Origin of the sequence: Streptomyces sp. NPDC005955, from assembly GCF_042871255.1 — a bacterium.
Lineage (GTDB): Bacteria > Actinomycetota > Actinomycetes > Streptomycetales > Streptomycetaceae > Streptomyces.
Map to the genome: position 1 here is coordinate 70,108 of NZ_JBIAIF010000002.1, position 23,893 is coordinate 94,000.

A 23,893-nucleotide genomic window follows, 5' to 3' on the forward strand; every position below is an offset into this window, starting at 1 on the left:
GTTCCTGACCTAGGTGGCCCCTAACGTCAGGGACATGGACGACGACTTCACCCTCCGCCCCTTCCGCATCGAGATCCCCCAGGCCGCGCTGGACGACCTGCGCGACCGTCTGCTCCGCACCCGCTGGCCGAGCGAGACCGAGGGGCAGGGCTGGGAGCGCGGCGTCCCGGTCGGGTACCTCAAGGAGTTGGCCGCCCACTGGGCCGACGGGTACGACTGGCGGGCGTGGGAGTCGCGGCTGAACGCCCACCCCCAGTTCATCACCGAGATCGACGGGCAGGACGTCCACTTCCTGCACGTCCGCTCCGAGAACGCCGATGCCCTGCCGCTGGTCCTCACCCACGGCTGGCCCGGCTCGGTGGTGGAGTTCCTGGACCTGATCGAGCCGCTGGCCCGGGACTTCCACCTGGTCATCCCGTCGATCCCCGGCTTCGGCTTCTCCGGCCCGACCCGGGAGGCCGGCTGGAACAGCCGGCGCATCGCCCGCGCCTGGGCGGAACTCATGCGCCGGCTCGGCTACGAGCGGTACGGCGCCCAGGGCGGCGACTTCGGCGGTGGCATCTCCCGTGCCCTGGGGCTGATCGCGCCGCAGAACGTGGTCGCCGTGCACGTCAACGGCGGCACGACCTATCCCAGTGCCACGGAGGACGACGTCACGCTGACCGAGCGCGAGCGGGCCCGGGTGCGGCGCATGAACGCGTTCATGGCGGAGGCGGGCGGGTACCTCGCCATCCAGTCCACCCGGCCGCAGACCCTCGCCTACGGGCTCACCGACTCGCCCGTCGGTCAACTCTCCTGGATCGTCGACAAGATCCGCGACATGACGGACCTGGCGAAGGAACTCCCCCACGAGGCCGTCGACCGCGATCTGTTGCTGACCGACGTCACGCTCTACTGGCTGACCGGCACGGCGGGTTCCTCGGCCGCGCTCTACTACGAGGACGCGCAGGTGTGGAGCGAGCCGGAGGTGTCGTCCGTGCCGACGGCGGTGGCGCTGTTCACCGTCCAGGACATCGCGCTGCGCCGGGACGAGGAGAAGGCCAACAACGTGGTGCGCTGGTCGGACTTCGAGCGCGGCGGCCACTTCGCCGCGATGGAGGCGCCCGACCTGCTGGTCGACGACGTGCGGGCGTTCTTCGCCGACTACCGCTGACCGCCCTGCGGGCGACGACGGCCGGTTGACGCCAGGCCCTAAGCTGGCCCGATGCATTTCGGAGTGCTCGGTCCGCTGGTGGTGTGGACGGCGGACGGGGTGCCGGTGGCGGTGCCCGGCGCGAAGGCCCGTACGTTGCTGGCGCGGCTGTTGGTCGATCCGGGGCGCCCCGTCTCCACGGACCGGCTGGTGGACGACCTGTGGGGCCCCGACTCCCCGCCCGAACATCCGCGCAACGCGCTCCAGGGCCAAGTGTCCCGGCTGCGTGCGGCGTTGGAGCGGGTCGAAGCGGGGGGCCGGGAGTTGCTGGTGGGTGACGCCGCCGGGTACCGGCTGCGCATCGACCCGGTGGTGGTGGACGCGGTGCGGTTCGCCGAACTGGTGCGACGGGGCCGGTCGGCGGGCGGCGCCGAGGAGCGGGTGGCGGCCTTGTCCCAGGCGCTGGGACTGTGGCGGGGCGATGCGTTCGCGGGCTACGCCGACCTGACCTTCGCCCGGGCCGCCGCCCACCGGTTGGAGGAGGACCGGCTCAGCGCGTTGGAGGACCGGCTCGCCGCCCGGGCCGAGTTGGGCGACCACCGGGGCATCATCGGGGAGGCGGAGGAACTCGTCGCCGCGCACCCGCTGCGCGAACGCCTGCGGGCGATCCAGCTCCGTGCGCTGTACGGGGCGGGCCGGCAGAGCGATGCGCTCGCCGGGTACGAGAGTCTGCGCCGCACGCTGGACGAGGAGTTGGGGCTGTCACCGGGCGCGGAGCTCAAGGCGCTGCACGGGGCGATCCTGCGGCACGACCCGACGCTGACCGCTGCGCCGCCGGACGCCGGGCCGCCGGGCGGTGCGCCCGCCGCGGCGCCGGGCGCCGAGCAGCCGGACACGGAGCGGTCGGACGCTGGAGGGTCGGACCCGGGGCGGTCGGGTACGGGGCCGTCAGGCGCGGGGCCGTCGGGCGCGCGGGTGGGCACGGTGCGCGGGAACCTGCCCGCGCCGATCGCGGCGCTGGTGGGGCGGGCCGGGGACGCCACCGAGGTGCGGCAGTGGCTCGCGCACTCGCGGCTGGTGACGCTGACCGGGCCGGGCGGGGTCGGCAAGACCCGGCTGGCCGTCGAGGTGGCGCGCGGGGTCGGTGACGCCTTCCCGGACGGGGTGTGGCTCGCCGAACTCCAGGGCGTCGCACCCCCCTCGGGCCCGGACGTGTCCGCAGCGGTGACCGCCGTCGCCGAGGCCCTGCTGACGGTGCTGCGGATACCGGAGACCTCGGACGCGGGACCGCCCCGGCCGGCCCTCGACCGACTCGGCCGCGCCCTGCGCGAGCGACGGCTGCTGCTCGTCCTCGACAACTGCGAACACCTGGTGGAGGCCGCCGCCGAGGTGGTCGCACGACTGCTGTCCGGGGCGCCCGACCTGTCCGTGCTGGCCACCAGCCAGGAGCCGCTGGGGGCGGTGGGCGAGTCGGTGCGGCCGGTGGCACCGCTGGCGGCGGTGGACGCCGAGGCGCTGTTCCTGGCCCGCGCCGCCGTCCCGCCCGGTTTCGCCGGCGACCCGGAGAACGCCCGTGCCGTCAGCGCCCTGTGCGCACGCCTCGACGGTCTGCCGCTGGCCCTGGAGTTGGCGGCCTCCCGGGTGCGCAGCCTCGGTGTGCACGGACTGTTGGCGCGGCTGGACGACCGGTTCGCGCTGCTGTCCGGCGGGCCGCGCACGGCACCCGAGCGCCAGCGCACCCTGCGGGCGGTGATCGACTGGAGCTGGGACCTGCTCTCCCCCGACGAACGGACCGTCCTGCGCCGGCTGTCCGTGGCGGCCGGGGGCTGCACGGTGGAGGCCGCCGAGGAGGTCTGCGCGGGCGACGGGATCGCCAGCGGGGACGTCCTGGACCTGTTGGCGCGGCTGGTGGACCGCTCGCTCGTGGTGCTGACGGACCACGCCGACGGGCCCGTGTACCGGCTGTTGGAGTCGGTGCGGGCGTACGGCGCCGAGCGGTTGGCGGCGGCGGGCGAGGTCGATGCGGTGCGGGAGCGGCACGGCCACCACTACGCGCGGCTCGCCCGGCGGGCCGCTCCCCTGCTGCGCGGGCCCGAGCAGCAGCGCTGGCTGGAACGGCTGGACGGGGCGGGCGCCGATCTGCGGCTGGCGGTGGACCAGGCGGTGCGCGTCGGCGCCTGGGACCGGGCGTTGCGGACGGTGAACGCCCTGGTCTGGCCCGAGGTGTTGCGGGGCCGGCCGGCGAGGGCGCGCCGGGCGGTGGACGGGGTGCTGTCGGTGGTGCCCGAGGAGGCGCCGTACGCGCGGGAGCGGGCGCGGGCGGTGGTGTGGCGCACCGGGTTGGCGTTGATGGCGGCGGTCCCGGGGGACGACGCTGCCGACGCAGTGGGCGCCGGGGGGATCGGTGCGGCGCTGGCCCCGTACCGGCAGGGTGCGGTGGACGACCCCGCGGGGTACGCCAGCGCCCTGTGGTTCCTGGGGTCCGCGCAGATGGGGGCCGGGGACGTCGACACGGGCGAGGAGTTGGTGGACCGGGCGTTGGAGGGGTTCGCCGCCCTGGCCGACGACTGGGGGACGGCGGCGGCGCTGAGCGTGCGGACCCGGCATGCGATGGCGCGCGGGGACCTCGACGCGGTGCGGCGGGACGGGGAGCGCAGTGCCCGGCTGTTCCGGGCGGTCGGTGATCCGTGGGGTTTGCTCCAGACGGTGTTCCCGTTGGCGGCGCTGGCGTCGATCAACGGGGAGTACGGGGTCGCGACCCGCTTGCAGCGGGAGGGGTTGGAGATCGCCGAGCGGCTCGGCCTGTCGGGGGAGGCCGCCAAGCGGCACACCGGGTTGGGGCGGTTGGCGCTGCTGGCGGGTGACCACCGGGAGGCGCGGGTGCACCACGAGCGGGCGCTGCGGCTGGCCCGGGAGGGGGGCTTGCGGTCGGGGGAGGCGGACGCCCGGCTCGGGCTGGGCCTCGGGGCGCGGCGGGCGGGGGCCCTGGACGAGGCGGCGGAGCACTTCGGGGCGTTGCTGTCCTGGTTCCGGGAGGTGGACTACGGGCCGGGGGTGGCGCTGGTCCTCGCCGAGCTGGGGTTCGTGGCGCAGGCGCGCGGCGATGCCCGGGCCGCGGGGGCGCTGCACCGGGAGGGGCTGGGGGTGGCCCGGGGGCTGGGGGACGCGCGGGCGGTCGCGCTCGCCCTGGAGGGTTTGGCCGGGGCGGGGTTGGTCGGCGGGGAGGGCGAGCGGGCCGCGGTGTTGTTGGGGGCGGCGGCCGCGGCGCGGGACTCCGTGGGGGCGCCGTTGCCGCCTGCCGAGCGGGGTGATGTGGACCGGATCGCGGCGGGCGCGCGGGCGGCGCTGGGCGGTGCGGTCTTCGATCTCGCCTTCGCCCGCGGGGCCGCCCTCCCGGCGGACGGGCCGTGGCCGCTGTCCGGGTGACGGCCGGGCCGGCGTCCGGGGACGGCCGGGCCGCGGAGCGTCAGGGGGCGTTGCCCAGGTCGCCGCGCAACCGCTGGGCCCGTAGGACGAGTTCGAGTTCGAACCGGCGGTCGGGGTCGTCCACGGCGTCGCCCCACAGCTCCCGGATCTGTCGGAGGCGGTACCGCACGGTCTGCGGGTGCACGCCCAGCCGGACCGCGACCTCGGGGGCCCCGCCCCGGGTCTCCAGCCAGGCGAGCAGGGTCTCCGCGAGGCGCCGTCCGTGGGTGCGTCCGCAGTCGGCGAGCGGGGCGAGCGCCCGCCGGGCGAGGTCGTCGATGAGTTCCTCGGGCTGGAGCAGGACGAGTGCCTGGGTGTGTTCGGTGCAGTGCAGCACGTCGCCGGCCGGCAGCAGCCCTCGTTCCATCAGCCGGACGGCGGCCTCGGCCCAGCGGAGGGACTTGGCCGCGTCGACCAGCGGCACCGGTGGTCCGATCGCCCCCGACCAGCCGGTCATGGCGCGGCGCAGCAGTTCGGGTCGGCCCGCCGCGTCCGGGTCGGGCACGACCATCCGGGGCCGTTCGGCCTCCATGTCGAGCAGGACGCCCTGTCCGACGGCGGGCGCCACCGCTTCCCTGGCGGGTCGCAGCAGCACTCCGGCGGCGACGTGCGTGGGGAGCGGCCAGCCGATCCGGGCGGCGCGTTCGGCGAGGGTCGCGGCGAACTCCGGTGGGCCGTAGGGGCCGTGGGCGCCCTCGGGGCCGGCCGTGGGGTGGGTGGCGCGTTCGGCGAGGAGGAGTTCCATCAGTTTGCGTTGCAGCCGGAGCCGTTCCCCGGCCTGTCGGGCGGCGGCTTCGGCGTAGCCGCGTACGGACGCCTCGACCAGTCCGTCCAGGTACTCGTACCCCGCGTCGGCGAGTTCGTACATGGCGGGCGGGGGGATGTCGACGCGTTGGCCGATCTCGGTGAGGCGACGCCAGGCCAGGCGCACCCCGAGTCGGTAGATGGCCTGGAGCGAGTCGAGGCTCCGGCCGCCGAGCCCCTCGCCGCGGCCGAAGTCCTGGAAGACCTCGGGGTGCACGCGCGGGGCCCCCTCGGCGGTCTCCAGGTGCTGGATGAAGACCTCGATGGCCCGGCGGATGCCGACGAGCGACTTGGGCTCGCCGGAGTCGTCGAGGATGACGGGCAGGTGCGGGTAGTCGCGGCGGATCTTGCCCAGGATCTCCTCCGCGAGGACGGGCACCTCGGCCATGGCGAGCGCGGCGAACTGCCGGACCTGGCTGCGGGGCACGTCGTGCCAGGCGGAGAAGGGCCCGGCAGCGGGCGGCACCGGGCGCCCGGGCCCGGTGGGCGCGCCGGGGCGGCCGGCCACGGTGGAGGTGCCGGGCGGGCTCGGGGAGCCCCGGCGGGTCGGGGGAGCGGGGGGAACGGCCACGTCAGCGCTCCTGCTGGGCCGTCTCGTAGGTCACGAGCGGGGTGTTGGGCTGCTCGGGGGTGGCGTCGAGCAGCGCCACGATGCCGAGGGCGGCGCCCCCGGCGAGTGCGGCGGCGGTCACGACGGTGAGCGTGGCGGCGAGCAGTCTGGGCATTGCTGGGTCCAGCCTCTCCGGTCGAAAGGTCGTCCCCACCCTGGAAGGTCCACACGATCCGCGTACGGGCCGCCGGGTGCGCACGGCCCGATGGCCGCGGCGTCCCGTGACGGCGTGTGCCGGCCCCGACCGGCTGGGCTCAGTGTCAACAATGCATTGACACCTAGTCAAGGGTGCGCCTACGGTTCCCGGCCCATGGCGCGCCCTCGATTTCCCCGCCGCGCGCTCACTCTCCGTCACCGGGTGACGGGGCCCTTCCGCTCGGCCCCGTCGCCCTCGAAGCACCCTTTTCGCCCTACTTCGCCGGTTTGATTCGGCGCGCGACCTCCCCGTTCCCGTCCTCGGGTCGAGCCCTCTCGATCCCTCCTGCGATCCCTTGGAGCGCCCGGATGCGACGTACCGCCTCCCCCGTTTCGCTCGTCCTGCTGGGCTCAGGCACCTTCCTGCTGGTGCTGGCCGCCCTTCTCGCCTGGTACGTGGAACCACGTGCCCAACGCACCCCGATCGACACCGATGTGACCACCGTCTTCACCGGTCGGGGCAGCTACTTCGACACCCTGAAGGTGAAGACCGTCAAGGACGAGCCGATCACCGTGACCCGCCAGGTCCGCGGTGACGTCGCCGACAGCGAAGCCAGCGGGCGGGCGATCTGGGACGTGTCCACGAGCGTGGACACGAAGGCTTCGCTGCCCGCCGCCGATCCGCGCGACGCGCTCCAGTGGACCCGGGAACGCTGGGTGACCGACCGCACGACCAACCGTCCCGTCCACTGCTGCGACGAGAGTCCCGTGTTCGAGGGCGAGGCGTACCTGAAGTTCCCGTTCGGGGTGGAGAAGCGCCCGTACCGCTGGTGGGACAGCACGCTCGGCGCGACGGTGGAGCTGGCCTACCGGGGCACCAAGCGGGTCCAGGGACACGAGGGCTACCGGTTCACGGCCCGGGTCGAGGCGGTGAAGACGGGCACCCGACAGGTGCCGGGACGGCTGGTCGGCAAGCCGGGGACGCCCCAGGTGATGGCCGAGGAGTGGTACGCCAACCACGGCATCGAACTCGTCGCCGACCGGCGCACGGGCCGCATCCTGTTCGCGGCGATCGGCCCGCGCAAGACCCTGCGGGTGCCCGGCGGGGACACCGACGAGGTGGTGCTGCTGGACAGCGAGCGCATCGCGTTCACCGAGCGCACCCAGAAGAAGCAGGTCGAACTGGCGTCGGCGGACAACCGCAAGCTGGTCCTGGTGGGGCTGACGGGTCCGCTGGTGGCCGGGGTGCTGGGCTTGTCCCTGGGGGCGGCGGGAGTGCTGCTCCTGGTGCGGGGAGGCCGACGGGACCCCGCCCCCGAATTGTCAGCTACATGACGGGATACACCGGGTAACGGGTGGTGAATTTGTCATCCCGGTGAGTAGCCGCGGCGATCCGCCGGGCGAAAACTGTCCATCCCACCCAACACCATCCGCGCACCGCTCCACACATCCGAGCACGTCCCCGCCCCGAACGGGGGCTGCTCGACCGTTCCCGAACCGTCCCGTGACACCGGCGTGACCCGCCGCAGCACCCGTCGCGTCCACGCGACGCCCACGACGCACCACCCCGTGACGCCTTCGCACCAGCCGGGCGCCTTCGCACCGTCCGCACGTCCTCGCACCACCGGCAAGCACCCACGACCCGACCGCCCCGAGCGGCACCGGGCCGTCCCGCCCCGGAGGCGGCTCCCCGCGACACCGCCCGCCCCCGGGACCCGCCGGGACCGCGCCGTTCCGTCCCCCGACGCGGTCCCGGCTCGCCGGACCACCCGCACCCGCGCTCGTGCCACCCGCGCCGCGTGCCCGCCCACGACCGCCGGTCCGCACCGGAACGTTCCCCGTACACCGACCGTCCCCACGGTTCCGCACCCCGAGACGAGTTGGAGCGCCCATGCCCCAGCACGTGCCCGCCCCGCCGCGCACGGCCGCCCCGCGGTCCGGCCAGCGGCCGGCGGCGCCGCCCGCACCGCCCGCACCGCCCCGCCGCATCGTGTTCCTCACCCGCCGCGACCTCGGCAATCCGGCCGCCGGCGGGTCCGAGCTGCTCGTCGACCAGTTGGCCGCCGGCCTCACCCGACTCGGCCACCAGGTGACCCTGGTGTGCGGCGGGCCCGCCGCCCACCGCGACTACCGGGTCGTTTCGGCGGGCGGCGACCTCGGCCACTACCTGCGCGCCCGCCGGGCCGTGAGCCGTCGGGTCGGCGACTGCGACCTGCTGGTCGAGGTGTGCAACGGCATGCCGTACCTCGCCCCGCTCTGGCACCGGGGCCCGACCCTGTGCCTGGTCAACCACGTGCACACCGATCTGTGGGACATGCGCTTCGGCGGCGGTCCGCTGGCGCCCGCCGGGCGGCTCGGCCGCGGCTTGGAACACTGGGCGCTGCGCGAGGGCCAGCGCCGCAATCTGATGGTCGCCGTCTCCGACTCCACCGCGGGCGCCCTGGTGGACATCGGGGTGGCCCGGGAGCGGATCCGGGTCGTGCACAACGGGGTCGAGCCGCCCGCCCCCCAACTCCCGCGCTCCACCACGCCGTTGTTCCTGGCCATGGGGCGACTCGTCGAGTACAAGCGGATCGATCTGCTGCTGAGGTTGTGGGAACGGGTCCGGCCGGTGACCGGCGGACGGCTCCTGATCGTCGGGGACGGCCCCGAACGCGAGCGGCTGGCCCGGCTCGCCGGGCCCGGGGTCGAGTTCACCGGGCACGTCAGCGAGGCGGAGAAGCACCGACTGCTCTGCGCCGCCTGGCTGTTGCTGCACCCCTCGGCCGTCGAGGGGTGGGGGCTGGTGGTCACCGAGGCCGCCGTGCGCTCCACGCCGACCGTCGGCTTCGACGTGCCGGGGCTGCGGGACTCCGTCGAGGACGGCGTGACCGGCGTACTGGCCCGGGGCGAGAGCGCGTTGGCCGCGGCCTGGTGCGCGCTGGCGCTCAGCGAACAGCGCCGCAGTGCGCTCGGCGCCGCCGCCCGCGACCGGGCCGCCGGCTACACCTGGGGGGCCACCGTACGGGCGTTCCGCGAGGTGGCGGTGGAGGCGGTGACCGGACGGCCCCCCGTCGACCCGGCGGCCCCGTCCGGGCGTCCGGCCTCGTCCTGGGGCGTGCCGCTGCAACGGACCGCCCGGACGGGCGACGCCGACTCCCCGCTGTCCGGGCAGAGGTGAGGGCCGGTGCGCGCAGCAGGTGACGGGGTCCGCCGCCCCGGACCGGACCCGTCGGTGGCCGTCGCAGGACCGCGCCGACCGCCGAAGGACCCCTCCGTGCGCCGGTCGGTCGCCCTCTTCCGCGCCTTCCTCCGCGAGCAGCAGGACCCCGAGGCGTGTTACACGCTGCTGGCCCGGGACGCCGCCGACCAGGTCGAGGCGTACGGCGGACCGCTCGCCGGGCGGACCGTGGTCGACGTCGGGGGCGGCGGCGGGTACTTCACCGCGGAGTTCCGGCGCCGCGGTGCGCGCGCCGCGCTGTTCGAGCCCGACCCGCGGGAACTCGGCGCGCACCCGCCGGCCGGAGCGGTCGTCGCCGACGGCTATCTGCTGCCCCTCGCGGACGGCACCGCCGACGTGTGCTTCTCCTCCAACGTCCTCGAACACGTCGACGACCCCCAGACCTTCCTGTCCGAGCTGGTCCGGGTCACCCGCCCCGGCGGGCTGATCTACGTCTCGTTCACCAACTGGCTGTCCCCGTGGGGCGGTCACGAGTGGGCGCCCTGGCACTACCTGGGCGCCCACCGGGCCCGGGCGCGCCACGAACGGCGCACCGGCCGCCCGGCCAAGCACACGCTCGGCGTGAACCTCTTCGCCGTCCACATCGGTCCGACGCTGCGCCAGGTGAGGGCGCGGACCGACGTCACCGTGGTGTCCGCCCGGTCCCGCTACTGGCCGTTCCTGGCCTCCGCGGTGACCCGGGTCCCGGGCCTGCGCGAATTCGCCACCTGGAACCTCCTCCTCATCCTCAGGCGGTGCCCATGACCACGACGGCCCCAGCGGCCCAGGCTCCCCCTCCGGTCGCCGACCGCGGGCCCGGAGCGACCGACGGCCCCTTCGAGGGGCCCCGCTCGCGCCGGTGGCTCGCGGGCTTCTGGGCGGCGGTGTTCGTCCTCTTCCTGGCCGCGGCACCGGGCCGGATGACCTTCGAGACGAAGCTCGGCGTCGCGGTCGACCCCTGGCAGTTCATCGCGGACCTCGGCCAACTCTGGAACGACCGGGGCGGCTTCGGCACCCTCGCCGACCAGTACATCGGCTACGCGTTCCCGATGCTCCCCTACTACGGCCTCGCCGACCTGGTGCAGCTGCCGGTGTGGATCGCCGAACGCCTGTGGCTGTCGATCGTGGTGACGGCGGCGTTCTGGGGTGCGCTGCGGCTCGCCGAACGGCTGCGCGTCGGCAACCGCGCGACCCGGCTGCTCGGCGCCGCGGTCTACGCGCTGTGGCCGACCTACACCATCGTGGTGGGCTCCACCTCGGCCGCCGCACTGCCCGGCGCCCTGCTGCCCTGGGTGCTGCTGCCGCTGCTCGACGAGCGCTACGCCGCCCGGGTCGCCGCCCTGCGCTCCGCGCTGCTCGTGGTGTGCATGGGCGGGGTCAACGCGGCCTCCACCCTGGCCTCGCTGCTGCCGGTCGCGCTGTACCTGCTGACCCGGCCGCGCGGGCCCCGGCAGCGGGCGCTGCTCCTGTGGTGGGTGCCCGGGGTGCTCCTGGCGACCCTGTGGTGGGTGGTGCCGCTGCTGCTGCTCGGCGTCTACGGCGAGGACTTCCTGCCGTACGTGGAGACCGCCGCGGTCACCACCGACACGATGGCCGCGACGGAGGCGCTGCGCGGCGCGGGCAACTGGGTCGCGTACCTGAACTTCGGCGAGCCGTGGCTGCCGGGCGGCTGGAGCGTCGCCGCCTCGGTGCCGGTGGTCCTCGCCTCGGCGGTGGCCGCCGCGCTGGGGCTGGCCGGCCTGGCCCGACGCGACCTGCCGGAGCGCCGCTGGCTGACGCTGACCGTGCTGACGGTCGCACTGCTGACGCTCGCCGGGTACGGCGGCAAGGCGGGCGCCCCGTTCGCCGGCGGGGTGCAGGACCTGTTGGACGGGGCGCTGGCCCCGTTCCGCAACATCTACAAGTTCCAGACCGGGCTGGCGCTCGCCCTGGTGATCGGGCTGATCCACCTGGTGGCCGTCGCGGTGCGCGAGGACGGCGCCCGGCCGGTGCGGGGCCGCCGCTGGGCGCCCGCGCTCGCCGCGGTCGTCATCGTGCCGGGGCTGGCCCTGCCGTACGCGAACGGTTCGGTGCTCCAGCCCGGCTCGTTCGAGAAGCTGCCCACGTACTGGGAGACCACGGCGAAGTGGCTGAAGGAGAACTCCCCCGACAGCCGGGCGCTGGTGGTGCCCGCCACCGCGCACGGCGTCTACACCTGGGGCTCCCCCATCGACCAGCCGCTGGACGTGCTCGCCGAGTCCCGGTGGGCGCAGCGCGACTACGTGCCGTTCGGCACGGCGGGCAACCGGCGGGCGATGGACGCCGTGGAACAGGCGCTGCTCACCGGCGGCGAGGTGCCGGGGCTCGGTGACTTCCTCAGCCGGGCGGGCCTGCACTACGTGGTGGTCCGCAACGACCTCGACCCGGACCAACTGGGCTACGTGCCCACGCCGATGGTCAAGCGCACCCTGGAGCAGTCCGGCTTCGAACGGGTCACCGGCTTCGGTCCGGTGATGACCGGCGGCCGGATCGCCGACGACACCCCGCTGGACGTGGAGGGGCTGTTCCCGCGGCAGCGCGCCGTGGAGGTCTACCAGCCGGCGGTCCACGTCCGGCGCCCCGGGCAGGCCGCGATCTATCCGGCGGCGGACACCGCGGTCGTCTCGGGCGGCCCGGAGACGCTGTTGCCGCTGTCCGGCGAACCGTCGCTGCGCAACCGTCCGACGGTGCTGACCGGCGACCGGCACCCCGGGGTCGAGGAGCCCGCGTTCCAGGTGCTCGGGGACGGGATGCGGCGCGCCGACACCCGGTTCGGCCTGGTGAACACCAACACCTCGTACACGTACACGGAGCGGGAGCGCAATCACTCGGGGAGCGTGCAGGACCCCGGGGACGCGCCGCACCAGATCCTCCCGAAGCGGGGCACCGAGCACCAGACGGTCGCCGAACTGCGGGGCGCCCGGGAGGTGACGGCGTCCTCCAGCGGCAACTGGCTGTTCCACCTGCCGCAGTACGACCCCGTGCACGCCTTCGACGGGAACCCGGACACGGCGTGGACCGTGGGCACCCCCGGGGACGCGTCCGGCGAGTGGATCCGGATCGCCTTCGACGCGCCCAAGGAGATGCCGTCCTCGTTGACGGTGACCCCGCTGCCGCAGAACGGGACGCGGGCCGCACCGATCCGGGTGCGGGTGGAGACCGAGCGGGGCAGCGAGACCAGTGCGCTCGACCCGAACGGTCGCCCGCAGGACGTCGCGTCCCCGCACGGGGAGACCGACTGGCTGCGCATCACCGTCCTGGAGTCCGAGGCCGGCCGGCCGGGGCTGACCGGCGCCGGGTTCGCGGAGATCGAGGTGCCCGACGTGCGGGTGACGCGGATGCTGCGGCTGCCCACCGATGCGCAGGACACCCCGGCGGCGGCCGAGAAGGTGGTGCTGCACCGGCTGACCGACCCGGCGGGACTCTCCCCGGCCGGCGCGGAGTCGGGACTGCACCGGACCTTCAGCACCTCCGGGAGCGGCGAGCACGGCGTGACGATGCGCGCGGTGCCGGTGCCGGGCGCGGCCCTGGACCGGCTGCGCTACCGGGCCGGCAGCGGCAGCAACCCCGACCGGGTCGTGGCCACCGCCGACTCCACGGCCAAGCTGGGCGCCCAGGTGTCCCCGCGCAACCTCACCGACGGGGACGTCACCACCGCCTGGGTCGCCGGGAACGAGCCGGTGGTCCGGCTGAGCTGGGGCCGCAAGCAGTCGGTGGACCGGCTGGTCCTGACCGCGGCGGGCGGGCTGTCCGCCCGTCCCACCCAGGTCCAGATCAGCTCGCCGGACGGTGCGACCGTCGCGAACGTCGACGACAACGGCTGGGTCCGCTTCGATCCGATCACCACCGACCGGATGGACATCACCATCACCCGGACCGCGGACGTGACCCTGCACAACCCGGTCGCCAATGCCGACCTGCAACTCCCGGCGGGGCTCGCGGAGATCACCCTCCCGACGCTGGGCGGCACCCCGTACCGCACCGCGCGGTCGCCCGGGGACACCACGTTCACGCTGAAGTGCGGTGAGGGCCCGGCGGTCGCGATCGACGGGATCATGCACGCGACCCGGGTCACCGGCACCGTGCGGGACCTGGAGGAACGGCGGCCCGTCAAGGTGACGCTGTGCCAGCGGGGCAAGGCCGACCCGGAGCTGACCCTCGGCGCCGGGTCCCACACCGTGCAAGCGGGCGACGAGGGGCCGCTTGCCCTCACCTCGGTGACGCTGACCCGCGGCGAGGTCCGGCCCACCACCACCTCGCGGGACCTGACGATCGACGACTGGCTCGGCGACCGCCGCAAGGTGACCGTCGGCTCCGGCGCCGTCTCGTACCTGACGACGTACGAGAACATCAACGACGGCTGGAAGGCCACCCTCAACGGCAAGGAGCTGAACCCGGTCCGGCTGGACGGTTGGCAGCAGGGCTTCGAGGTACCGGCGGGCGAGGGCGGCGAGGTCACCCTGACCTACGAGCCCGCGCGGACCTACGAGATCGGGCTGGTCCTCAGCGGTGCGGCCCTGCTGGCGCTGATCGGACTGGTGCTGTGGCGGCGCCGGGAGGCCGCTCCGCACGGCCCGTCGGGCGCCCCCGGCGAACCGGGCCTGCTGTTGGGCACGGTGGCGCTGACCCTGGTGGCCGTCGTGGTCGCCGGGTGGCTCGCCCTGCTCGTCCCGCTGCTCGCGGTGGTGGCGCTGCGCCGCCACGCGCTGTTGGTGCCGATCGCGTTCCTGTCGATGACGGCCGCGGGGCTGGTGGCCGCCACCGGCGCCGGTGCACCCCCGGTCGCCGGGGAGGGCGCGTACGGGTACCTCGCGCAAGTCCTGGCGCTGATCGCCCTGTTCGCCGCGCTGGTGACGGCCGACGGACGCGGCGGACGGTCCATCGGGCTGCGGCGCCACCGGGCGGTGCCCGGTACCCCGGCGGAGGCCGCCGTTCCGTCCACGGCTCCCCCGGCGCCGGCCACCGGGGCAGAAACCACCGGCCCGCCCGCCAGCACGGGAGGTGACGGCACATGACCGCCGGGGCCGGCCCGGTGGACCCGGCCCGGGTGCCCTTCTCCCACGTGGACGAGGTGTCCCGGCACTGCCTGCGGGACGCCGAGCCCGAGACCGTCCACATCGAGGTGCACCTACCGGGGCGACCCGACCCGCAGCGGCTGCGGCGGGCGTTCGACCAGGCGCTGCGGTGCCACCCCCGGGCCCTGGTCCGGGAGGCGCCCGGCCCCTGGTACCGACGGCACTACACCTGGCGGTCGACCGACGGGCCCGAGGTCGACGTGGTGACCTTCCCGGAGCCGGAGCCCGATGCGCTGGCGCGGGCCCGCGCCCGCGCTCTGGCGGCGGCTCCCCCGCTGACGGCGTCGCCGCCGCTGCGGGTGGAGGCCGTCGCCGACCCGGACCGGCCCGGCGGCACGGTGCTGTTCCTCACCGTCCACCACACGGCCCTGGACGGCCCGGCGGCCCTGCGCGTCCTCGCGACCGCCGCGGAACGGTACGGCGACGTGCCCGTCGCCGTACCGCCGGCGCCCCCGACCCGGCCCGCCGCCGGGTCGGGGGCCGCCGTGCCGGGTCCCCCGCCGTGGGCGCGGCCGGCCCGGGTGGCGCCCGGCACCCCGACGCGCCCCGCCGGGCCGGGCACCGGCAACGGGCTGCTGGTGCTGGACCTCCCGGTGCCGGACCGTCCGGCCGGGGCCCCGTACACGGTCAACGACCAACTGTTGGTGGCGACCGCGTCGACCGTCGCGCAGTGGAACCGGCTCCGGGGGCGTGCGCCGCGCCCGGTCCGGATCACCGTGCCGGTGGACGACCGCCCGCGCGGCCCCGAGATGCCCCTCGGCAACGGCACCCGGCTGGTCGACGTGCCGTTCACCGTCGCCGATCTGCACCCCGGCGCCGGTGGCGCCGACGGCTGGCCCCCCGCGGCGACGGCCGCGCTGCTGCTGCGGACCGCGGAGCGCACCCGGGCGCTGAAGGCGGCGCACCGCCCCCCGCTGGGTCGGGGCGCCACCCTGCTGACCGCGCCGGTGCTGCCGGTGACCTGGCGGGCCGTCCTCGCCCGGGGCGCCCAACGGGCCCTCGCCCCCTGGACCGCCACCACCCTGCTGAGCAACATCGGTCGGGTGCCGTACCCGCTGGACTTCGGGGACGCGGGCCGCTCCGAGGCCCTGTGGATCTCCGCCCCGGCCCGGCTACCGCGCGGTCTGACGGTCACCACCGCCTCCACGGCCGGCCGGCTCCACGTCAGCCTGCGCTGGTCGACCGCGCTGCTCGGCGAGGCGGACGGCGCACGACTGCGCGAACTGTTCGAACGGCAGCTGGACGCGACCCGGTTGCCGGCCGCGCAGGGGAACACCACGGGAGGCCCCCGATGAGCGCACCACTGACCCCGCCCGTGACCCCTCCCGCACCGGCCCCCGCGGCACGCGGGCTGCGGGACTTCTACGAGGACCCGTCCGTCCCCGTGGCCTCCGGGGACGCCCGCAGCGTACGGCAGGCCCGGATGCTCGCCGCCGCCCTCGGCCCGGCCGCCGACCGGCCGGCCGTGGTGCTGGACGTGGGCTGCGGCGACGGCAGCGCCGCCCGGGCCGCCGGCCCCCTGCTGGCCGGGCACCGGGTCATCGGCGTCGACTGGTCGCACCACGCGCTGCGCCGCGCCCGGCACCACCTGACGGACGTGGTCCGCGGCGAACTCGCCGACGGACGCCTCCCGTTGCGGTCGGGCTGCGCCGACGCCGTGCTGTTCAGCGAGGTCATCGAGCACCTGGTCGACCCGGACGCGGCCCTGGACGAACTGCGTCGGGTGCTGCGGCCCGGCGGACACCTGATGCTGTCCACCCCGAACCTGGCCGCCTGGTACAACCGGGGGCTGCTGCTGGCCGGGGTGCAACCGGTGTTCTCCGAGGTCAGCCTGCGCGGCATCCACGGCCGCCCGGGCCGGGAGGTCATCGGACACCTACGGCTGTACACGGCCCGTGCGCTGCGGGAGTTCGTCGCGGCGTCCGGCTTCGAGGTCGTCCGGCTCGCCGGGGCGCCCTTCCACGGGGTGCCGCGCCCGCTGCGCCCCCTCGACCGGCTGGCCTGCGCCGCGCCCTCCCTCTCCTCGATCCTGCTGCTGCACGCGCGGCGGGCGTAGCCGTGGGAGGGCCGACGGGGTGGGGGGTGGCCGCGGCGCTGCTGGCGAACGTGCTCTACAGCACCGGGTTCGTCCTGGAGAAGCGGGCGCTGGCCCGGATGCCCCAGGTGAGCGTGCGTCGACCCGTCCGGCTGCTGGGTCAGGTGGTGCGCAGCCCGCTGTGGCTCGGCGGCTCGCTGGCGCTGGCCGCCGGGTTCGGGGCGCAACTCGTGGTCTACCGCACGCTGCCGATCGCCGCCGCGCAGGGCGTCTTCGTCGCCGGTCTGGTGCTGCTTCTGCTGCTGTCCTCGCGGCTGCTCGGCGAGACGACCACCGCTCGGGAGCGGTACGCGATCGGGGCGGTGCTGGTGGCGCTGCTGCTGGTGGTGCTGTCGCTGCCGCCCGACGCCGACCGCGACGGCTCGGTGGGCGACGGGGCGCCGACCGCGACGGTGCTGTGGATCTGCCTCCCGACGCTCGCCGCCGGCCTCGCCCTGTACGCGGGCGCCGAGCGACGGACGCGCCGCGGCCACCGACCGCGCTCGACGGGCGTCGGGTACGGGGTGGCCGTCGGCCTGTTGTACGGGGTCAGCTCGCTCGCCATCAAGGGGCTGTCGGGCCGACTGCCGCAGTCGTCGCAGCCGTTCGACCGCCCGGGCGCCACGCTCACCGCGGTGTTCGGCTCCCCGTACCCGTATCTGCTGCTGTGCACCGGGGTGTTCGGACTGCTGATGTCGCAGGCCGCGTTGCAACGCTGCCGGGCCTCGCTGCTCGTGCCCGTGTGCACCACGGTGACCTGTGTGTACACGGCCGTACTGGGCACCCTCGCGTTCGGCGAGGCGCTGCCCGAGGACCCGGTCCGGCTGGTGCTGCGGATCGCCGGGACCCTGCTCGCCGTGTCGGTGCTGCTGGCCCTGCCGCAGCACGAGCCCCCGCCCGCGTCCCCGGCCCGTCCGGGGACCGGGACCACCCCACCAGCCGGTGCCGAGGTGCCCGGCCGCGAAGGAGCCGACCGCCCGTGAACCCTGACGACCCGCTGCTCGACCTCCTGGTCTGCCCGCTGGACAAGGGGCCGCTGCACCTGGTGCCCGCGTCCCGGGGCGAGCCGCCGACCGGGTGCGGGCTGTACAACCCGCGGCTGCGGCTGCTGTACCCGGTGCTCGACGGGGTGCCCCGGCTGTTGCCCTCCTCCGGGGCGGCGGTGTCGCCGGCCGCGCACGAACGGCTGGTGGCCGCCGTGGACACCGGCTGAACGGACGTGCGCCCCGCCGGGGGGCACGGGACCGGTGGCGGTGCGGCACGATGGGGACGTGCCCCGTCCCACACCGCCGCCCGCCGCACCGCTGGGTCCGCTGGACTTCCAGCTCGTCCTGCTGCGCAGACTCGCCGACCACCAGCCGGACCTGGTGGCGGACGCCCGGCGCGCGCTGGGCGCGTCGGTCGGGGACCAGCGGGAGGCCAACCGCCGCTGGCAGGCGCTGCTCCGCTCGCCCCGTGCGCGCGGGGCGGTCAGCCGCTACCGGTCGGTGCTCGGCCCGCCCGAGGCCCGGGTGCCCCGGCGGGTCGGGGAGCTGACCTGCGAGGCGCTGCTGTGGCCCGTCCCGCTCTGGCCGGACCTGCGGTTCGAGGTGCTCACCGGGCCGGGCGGCGCCGTCTGGAACGAGTGGCTGGTCCGGGCGCCCGGGGCGACGGTGCCCGTGCTGCGCACCGTGGACGACCTGGCGCCCTGGTCCTGCACGGTGGACGAGGTGGCCCGGGCGTTCGCCCCGGCCCGCCCCCTCCAGGGCTCCGCGCCCGCCCGCTGGGGCCTCGCCTTCACCGCACCGGACGCCACGGGGGACCGGCGCCCCCACACGGCGGAGTTCACCTGGGGGCTACTGGACCGGGTCGGTCCCGGCGGCCCGGGAGCGCCCTGAGGGGCGGTGCGGTGGACCCTCCCCCTGCAGGAGGGTCCACCATGACGGCGTGCGCAACCACCACCTGACCATCGGGCGCTTCGCCCGCCTGTGCAGACTGAGCGTCAAACAGCTGCGGCACTACGACGAGACGGGGCTGTTGGCCCCGGTCCGGGTGGACGCCGCCACCGGCTACCGCTACTACGCCCCCGAGCAGGCGCGGGCCGCCCTGACCATCGCCCTGCTGCGGGAGATGGACCTGCCGCTGGCCGTGATCGCCGAGGCGCTGTCCGCCGACGCCGGCGCCCGGGGCCGGGCCCTGCGGGCCGAACGGGACCGGCTGGCCGAGCGGATCGACCGCGACCGGGCGCGGTGGGAGCTGCTGGGACGACTGGCCGACGACGGCCTGCCCGGCTACGAGGTGCGGCTGGTCCGGGAGCCCCCGCGGCGGCTGCTCGTGGCCCGCGCGGTCGGCGCACCGGCCGAGGTGGGGACGTTGGCCGGGGCGTGCGTGGGCCGGGTCCTCACCGCGCTCGGTGCGGCGGGGGTCCGGTGGGAGCCGCCGCTGTGGGGGCTGTACCCGCTCGACCTGACGGAACGGACCCGGATCGCCGTGGGGGCACTGACCGCGGGGTCCGTGGACGTCGCGGGTCTCGAAGCCGTGGCCCTGCCGGGCGGGCCGGCGGCCCAGACCGTACACATCGGGCCCTACGCACACCTCTCCCTCGCGTACCACGCCCTGTTCGCGGCCGTCCACGAACGGGGGCTGCGTCCGAGGCCCCCGGTGCGCGAGGTGTACCTCGTCGGACCGGGAGAGGCGCCCCGGGAGGAACTGATGACCCGGCTGATCGTCCCCGTCGACCCCATCGAGCCCGCCGAGCCCGCCGCACGACAAGGACCCCACACATCCGACCAGCAGGCACGGCACGGGACGAACGGCGAGGAGCGCACGACGTGACCACGGTGGAGAACATCGACGCCCGCGGGGCGCAGCACTGCGAGACGACGGCACTCGGCGTGCTGCTGCGGCACGCGGGGCTCGATCTGTCCGAACCCATGCTGTTCGGGCTCGGCGCGGGGCTGTCCTTCGTCTACTGGGACGCCAAGGCCCTGCCGTTCCCGTTCCTGGGAGGTCGGGTCAAACCGTTCGAGCTCACCAGGAACCTGGCCGCCCGACTGGGCCTGGACCTGGTGGTCGAGGAAACCACCTCCGCGCGCAAGGCGTGGCGGAACGTCACCGAACAGCTCGACGCGGGGCGGCCCGTCGGCCTCCAGCTCGACAGCTACCACCTCGACTACTTCCGGCACCGGGTGCACTTCGGCGGCCATGTGGTGGCCGTATACGGCTACGACGAGCAGCGCGCCCAACTGGTGGACACCGACCAGCAGGGCGGGGCCGTGTCCACCCCGCTGACCGGCCTGGCCCTGGCGCGCGCCGCACGCGGGCCGATGACCGCCAGGAACCGGTCCTTCACCCTGACCGTGCCGGACGGTGCGCCCGCGCCGGACGGTCGGATCGTCCCCGCGATCCGGGCCTGCGCCGGGGCCTTCCTGAACCCGCCCATCGCCAACCTGGGCCACCGGGGCATCGAGAAGGCCGCCCTCCGGGTGCCGAAGTGGTGGGCGCGCACCGACGATCCGCGGCGGGACCTGACGCAGGCCGCCCGGCTGATGGAGAGGGCCGGCACGGGCGGCGCCCTGTTCCGCAACCTGTACCGCGACTTCCTCGCCGAGTGCGCACGGTCCGTCGACAGCGCCCGGCTGCGCACCGGTCAGGCCCTCTACGCCGAGGCCGCGGCCGGGTGGACGGAGGTGGCCGAACTGATCGCCGCGGCGGGCGAGTCGGGCGACGGGATGCGGCTCGCCCGGGCCGGGGCGGTCCTGCACGACCTCGCCCGGTTGGAGCGGGAGGCCATGGAGGCGTTGAGCCGGCTCTAGCCGGTACGGCGCGGGGGCCGGACCGGGTGGACTTGCCGCCCGGCCGGTGCGGGTCGGACGATGCCCTGGTGAACCACTCCTCGCAGTTCAGCGCCGTTCCTGACCACGGCCACCAGCACCATCCGGAGCCCGGTCCTGCCGCCCCCGGTCAGTGGCCGGAGCTGGAGGCCGCACTCGCCGTCGTCAATCGCGACCTGACGGCGACCCTGCCGGGTCAGGAAGCCCTGGTCCTGATGGTCGACCCGCCCTGGCCGCCCCCGCAGCCGGGTGGAGGGGACCGGGGGCAGGTCTACGTGGCGATGCCCGACGGCCGTTGGCACGGCAACGCGGTGAACGAGGACGATCCGGAGGAGGGCGACCCGCCGGGGCCGGACGACGCGGCGGCGGTCCTGACTGCGGTCGCGGACGCGGCCCAGTCGACCGTCATGGAGTTGCGGTGGCAGGTCTGGCCGATCTGTCCGGAACACGGGATCGGCATGCATCCGCGTCCCGCGGGCACCACGGACGACTGGTACCCGGGCGCAACGGACGCGGAGGGCGGCCCGCCGGTGTGGTGGTGCCGTGGCGGCCGGGGCACCGACTGCCACGACGTCTCCCCGGTGGGCGAGCTGGCCGCCACCCTGTCGGGACGGGAACGTCGCGCACTGCGGCGCAGCGAACGCAGACGAGGCGGCCGTCGATAGCCGCGGAGGTGCTCAGGCCACCGGGCCGGCCGCCGCGAGGAGCACCGCGGCCAGTTCGGTGAACGACTCGGGGTGGTGCTCCAGGAAGAGGAAGGGCTCGATGAGTTCGAGTTCCATCAGCCGGGGCGCCCCGTCGTCCCCGTCGACCACGTCCACCCGGGCGTACAGCAGCTCGTCGGCGAACGGCACCGCCGCCAGTGCCCCTTCGGCGAGGGCGCGTTCCTCCTGCGTGGCCCGTCGGACGCGTACCTCGGGGTGCGGATCGCGCGCCGCGTCGTGGGCGGTGCCCTCGGTCAGCACGGCGCCCTTGCGGACGGCGTGCAGGAACCGTCCGCCGGCGAACACCAGCGCCCGTTCCCCCGTGGTCTCGATGCCCCGTAGGTACGGCTGCACCATCGCGGTGAGCCCTTTCGCGTGCAGCAGGGCCAGGTGTTCCCGGGCCCGTTCCGCATCGGCGGGGGTGCCCTCGTAGCGGGCCGCGAGCCGGGCACCGGCGCCCTGGGACGGCTTGATGACGTAGGGGGTGCCGTCGGTCGGCGGACCCCCGTCCGTGCCGGGCGGCAGATAGCGGGTCGGCACCGTGGGGACACCCGCCCGTGCCAGGTCACCGAGGTACCGCTTGTCGCTGTTCCAGCGCACGACCGGCTCCGGATTGGCGAGTCGGGTGAGGCGGGCGCAGCGCGCCGCCCACTCCAGGAACTCCGGTACGCGTTGGGCGTAGTCCCAGGTGGAGCGGATCACCGCGAGGTCGAAGGCGGCCCAGTCGACGTCCGGGTCGTCCCAGGCCACTGCGGTGGCCCGGGCTCCGGCGGCCGTCAGCGCGGACAGCAGGCCCGGCAGCTCGGGGTCGGCGGGCAGCCCGGGCCGGGGGCGGTAGGTGACCAGGGCGATCCGGCGGGCACGGGGCACGCGGTGACTCCTCGGGGCGGAACGGACACGGGAGCGCAGGCTAACCCGGTGCACATCCCACGCACCACGCGTCCCCTCCGGGCACGGCCCCTCGACGACCGTCCGGGTCAGTGCTCGCCGAGGAACTCCGCCACCTGGCGTCGGACGGCCACCGGGGCGGCCGACCAGGCCGGAGCACGCGTCAACGCGCGCAACGTGACCTCCTTCACCTCCCGCGGGGCGTCCCTGCGCAGCCCGAGGTGCATCCACAGGCGGTCCAGTTCGTCGGGCAGGGACCAGTGGGCACCCGGGAAGGCCCCGGGCGCACCGGCCGGTGCCGGCGCCACGACGTGGACCTCGTCGGCGGTGGCGGCCGGCTCGATCTCGACCAGGGTCAGACCGAGACGGTCGACGGCGTCCCGGAACCGCGCCCGGTGGTCCTCGACGGTTCCGGTGCAGGGCCGTTGACCCCCGTGGAACAGGGTGAGCACCCAGCCGGAGGTGCCGACGCGGGAGAGGTCCAGGACGAGGGGCGTGCCTTCCGCGTCCGTGAAGGCGCGGTGCGCGGTGCTCGCGCTCGCCCCGGGCCCCTCGGTGCGCGGTGTCGGTTCGAGTCGGAGGCCGTCGAGCAGCCGTTCCAGGCGATCGGGAGCCAACTCGCCGTGGGCGAGCGCGCGGAGCGCGGGCCGGAGCATGACGGGGACCCTTCGGTCGGTCGTGCGGAGGTGGAGGCGGGAACCGCAGGCCAGCTCCGGGCCCGGTCCGCGCACCACGGGATTGACCTTCCCCTTCGGGCAGCCCCCAGGATCGGCAGCACCGAGGGAACGCACCGGAACGAGGGAGCACGCCGATGGACCGTCCCGACGGGGACAGCGCCGCACCCGAGGCGGCACACGAACCCACCCTGACGATCGGCGAGTTCGCACGTCGGACCCGGCTTTCGGCGAAGGCGCTGCGGCTCTACGACGGGTTGGGGCTGCTGCGTCCGGCGCGGGTGGCACCCGGGTCCCGGTACCGGATGTACGCGCCGGCCCAGGTGGAGCGGGCCCGACTGGTGGCGTGGCTGCGCCGGTTGGGCATGCCGCTGGCCCGGATCCGGGAGGTCGCACCGCTGGATCCTCCCGATGTGGCGCGGGCGGTGCGGGAGTTCTGGGCCGAGGTGGAGACACGGACCGCGGCCCGTCGCGATCTGGCGGCGTTCCTGGTGGACCAATTGACACGGACCGAAGGGGAGACCATGAGCACGAGCACCCTGGAACTGCGGTACGCGGCCGTCACCGATCGGGGCCTGGTGCGCCCGGCGAACCAGGACGCGGCCCACGCGGGGGCCCGGGTCCTGGCCGTCGCGGACGGCTACGGGCCGGGCGGCGCACCGGCGAGCGCCGCCGCCGTCGGGGCGCTGCGGCACCTCGACGCCCGGGCCCTGGCACCCGGCGACGTCCTCAACGCCCTGGCGGACGCGGTGGCGGAGGCGACCCGCGCGGTGCGGGAGGTGGCGGGCTCCACCGATGCGCCGGAGGCCACCGGCACCACCCTCACCGTCCTGCTGTGGACGGGGTCGCGGCTCGCCCTCGTCCACATCGGCGACAGCCGCGCCCACGTCCTGCGCGACGGCGAGCTGTTCCTGATCACCGAGGACCACACGGCCGTGGCGGAGCTGGTCGAGCAGGGCCGGATCACCCCGGCGGAGGCGGAGAGCCACCCCCAGCGGGCACTGCTGCTACGGGCGCTGCCCGGCGCGCCGGACGCCCCGGCGGTGCCGGACCTGCGCACGCACGACACCCGTCCCGGGGACCGCTACCTGGTCTGCTCGGACGGCCTGACCGCGCTGCTCGCACCGGAGCGGATCCGGGAACTGCTGGCGGCGGCGGCCGATCCGCAGCAGGCGGTGCACGCCCTGGTGGCCGCGGCGCACGCGGCGGGGGCGCCCGACAACATCGGTTGCGCCGTGGCCGATGTGGTGGTCGGGGCCGCGCACCCGGGCTGAGGGGGCAAGCTGGGGCGGGAGTCATCACC

At 75.6% G+C, this 23,893-nt stretch carries 19 protein-coding genes; 15 read left to right on the plus strand and 4 right to left on the minus strand.

From position 1 onward, the window contains the following. Window positions 1–34 precede the first annotated feature (34 nt). Window positions 35–1,153, plus strand: a complete 1,119-nt coding sequence (locus ACFYOU_RS05695; RefSeq protein ID WP_391303820.1) for an alpha/beta fold hydrolase — start codon at window positions 35–37, stop codon at window positions 1,151–1,153. 51 nt (window positions 1,154–1,204) lie between these two features. Beyond that, complete coding sequence (locus tag ACFYOU_RS05700; RefSeq protein WP_391303821.1) at window positions 1,205–4,558, plus strand: BTAD domain-containing putative transcriptional regulator; 3,354 nt, start codon at window positions 1,205–1,207, stop codon at window positions 4,556–4,558. 40 nt (window positions 4,559–4,598) lie between these two features. Here the strand turns inward: ACFYOU_RS05700 and ACFYOU_RS05705 are convergent, their stop codons facing one another. Both ACFYOU_RS05705 and ACFYOU_RS05710 read right to left on the minus strand, forming a co-directional pair. Further along, window positions 4,599–5,909, minus strand: a complete 1,311-nt coding sequence (locus tag ACFYOU_RS05705) for a helix-turn-helix domain-containing protein (protein ID WP_391304212.1) — start codon at window positions 5,907–5,909, stop codon at window positions 4,599–4,601. Window positions 5,910–5,973: 64 nt separating this feature from the next. Next, window positions 5,974–6,126, minus strand: a complete 153-nt coding sequence (locus ACFYOU_RS05710) for a hypothetical protein (protein ID WP_385487877.1) — start codon at window positions 6,124–6,126, stop codon at window positions 5,974–5,976. A 389-nt stretch (window positions 6,127–6,515) separates the two neighbouring features. Between ACFYOU_RS05710 and ACFYOU_RS05715 the strand changes: the two genes are divergently transcribed. From ACFYOU_RS05715 to ACFYOU_RS05770, 12 genes are all read left to right on the plus strand, one after another. Continuing rightward, on the plus strand, window positions 6,516–7,481 hold the full coding sequence (locus ACFYOU_RS05715) for a porin PorA family protein (protein ID WP_391303822.1): 966 nt from the start codon (window positions 6,516–6,518) through the stop codon (window positions 7,479–7,481). A gap of 556 nt (window positions 7,482–8,037) precedes the next feature. Continuing rightward, the gene (locus tag ACFYOU_RS05720; protein ID WP_391303823.1) at window positions 8,038–9,306 is read left to right on the plus strand and encodes a glycosyltransferase; all 1,269 of its coding nucleotides are present in this window, start codon (window positions 8,038–8,040) and stop codon (window positions 9,304–9,306) included. Window positions 9,307–9,360: 54 nt separating this feature from the next. Further along, window positions 9,361–10,110 (plus strand): methyltransferase domain-containing protein, encoded by a 750-nt coding sequence (locus tag ACFYOU_RS05725; RefSeq protein WP_391304213.1) that lies wholly within the window; start codon window positions 9,361–9,363, stop codon window positions 10,108–10,110. Next, the gene (locus tag ACFYOU_RS05730) at window positions 10,107–14,378 is read left to right on the plus strand and encodes an alpha-(1->3)-arabinofuranosyltransferase family protein (RefSeq protein ID WP_391303824.1); all 4,272 of its coding nucleotides are present in this window, start codon (window positions 10,107–10,109) and stop codon (window positions 14,376–14,378) included. Before ACFYOU_RS05725 ends, ACFYOU_RS05730 begins: the two co-directional genes overlap by 4 nt. Then, a complete protein-coding gene (locus tag ACFYOU_RS05735) occupies window positions 14,375–15,733 on the plus strand; it encodes a condensation protein (protein WP_391303825.1) in 1,359 nt (452 codons plus the stop codon). Before ACFYOU_RS05730 ends, ACFYOU_RS05735 begins: the two co-directional genes overlap by 4 nt. Continuing rightward, window positions 15,730–16,494, plus strand: coding sequence for a methyltransferase domain-containing protein (locus tag ACFYOU_RS05740; protein ID WP_391303826.1), 765 nt, complete (start codon window positions 15,730–15,732; stop codon window positions 16,492–16,494). The genes ACFYOU_RS05735 and ACFYOU_RS05740 overlap by 4 nt, the downstream gene beginning before the upstream one ends. Window positions 16,495–16,520: 26 nt before the next feature. Continuing rightward, complete coding sequence (locus tag ACFYOU_RS05745; protein WP_391303827.1) at window positions 16,521–17,495, plus strand: hypothetical protein; 975 nt, start codon at window positions 16,521–16,523, stop codon at window positions 17,493–17,495. Then, window positions 17,492–17,725: a Trm112 family protein gene (locus ACFYOU_RS05750; RefSeq protein ID WP_391303828.1), complete on the plus strand. Its 234-nt coding sequence runs from the start codon at window positions 17,492–17,494 to the stop codon at window positions 17,723–17,725. Before ACFYOU_RS05745 ends, ACFYOU_RS05750 begins: the two co-directional genes overlap by 4 nt. A gap of 58 nt (window positions 17,726–17,783) precedes the next feature. Next, window positions 17,784–18,389 carry a hypothetical protein gene (locus ACFYOU_RS05755; protein ID WP_391303829.1) on the plus strand — a complete coding sequence of 202 codons (606 nt, stop codon included), beginning with the start codon at window positions 17,784–17,786 and terminating at the stop codon, window positions 18,387–18,389. 49 nt (window positions 18,390–18,438) lie between these two features. Further along, window positions 18,439–19,326 carry a GyrI-like domain-containing protein gene (locus ACFYOU_RS05760; protein WP_391303830.1) on the plus strand — a complete coding sequence of 296 codons (888 nt, stop codon included), beginning with the start codon at window positions 18,439–18,441 and terminating at the stop codon, window positions 19,324–19,326. Continuing rightward, a complete protein-coding gene (locus ACFYOU_RS05765; RefSeq protein ID WP_391303831.1) occupies window positions 19,323–20,306 on the plus strand; it encodes a DUF4872 domain-containing protein in 984 nt (327 codons plus the stop codon). The genes ACFYOU_RS05760 and ACFYOU_RS05765 overlap by 4 nt, the downstream gene beginning before the upstream one ends. Before the next feature lie 68 nt (window positions 20,307–20,374). Further along, window positions 20,375–20,989 carry a hypothetical protein gene (locus ACFYOU_RS05770; protein WP_391303832.1) on the plus strand — a complete coding sequence of 205 codons (615 nt, stop codon included), beginning with the start codon at window positions 20,375–20,377 and terminating at the stop codon, window positions 20,987–20,989. 12 nt (window positions 20,990–21,001) lie between these two features. Here ACFYOU_RS05770 and ACFYOU_RS05775 read toward each other — a convergent pair whose 3' ends face one another. Continuing rightward, the gene (locus tag ACFYOU_RS05775; RefSeq protein WP_391303833.1) at window positions 21,002–21,898 is read right to left on the minus strand and encodes a RimK family alpha-L-glutamate ligase; all 897 of its coding nucleotides are present in this window, start codon (window positions 21,896–21,898) and stop codon (window positions 21,002–21,004) included. 107 nt (window positions 21,899–22,005) lie between these two features. Further along, window positions 22,006–22,572: a hypothetical protein gene (locus tag ACFYOU_RS05780; RefSeq protein WP_391303834.1), complete on the minus strand. Its 567-nt coding sequence runs from the start codon at window positions 22,570–22,572 to the stop codon at window positions 22,006–22,008. Between the two features lie 155 nt (window positions 22,573–22,727). On the opposite strand from ACFYOU_RS05780, the gene ACFYOU_RS05785 reads away from it, so the two are divergent. After that, a complete protein-coding gene (locus ACFYOU_RS05785) occupies window positions 22,728–23,864 on the plus strand; it encodes a MerR family transcriptional regulator (protein ID WP_391303835.1) in 1,137 nt (378 codons plus the stop codon). Window positions 23,865–23,893: the final 29 nt, after the last annotated feature.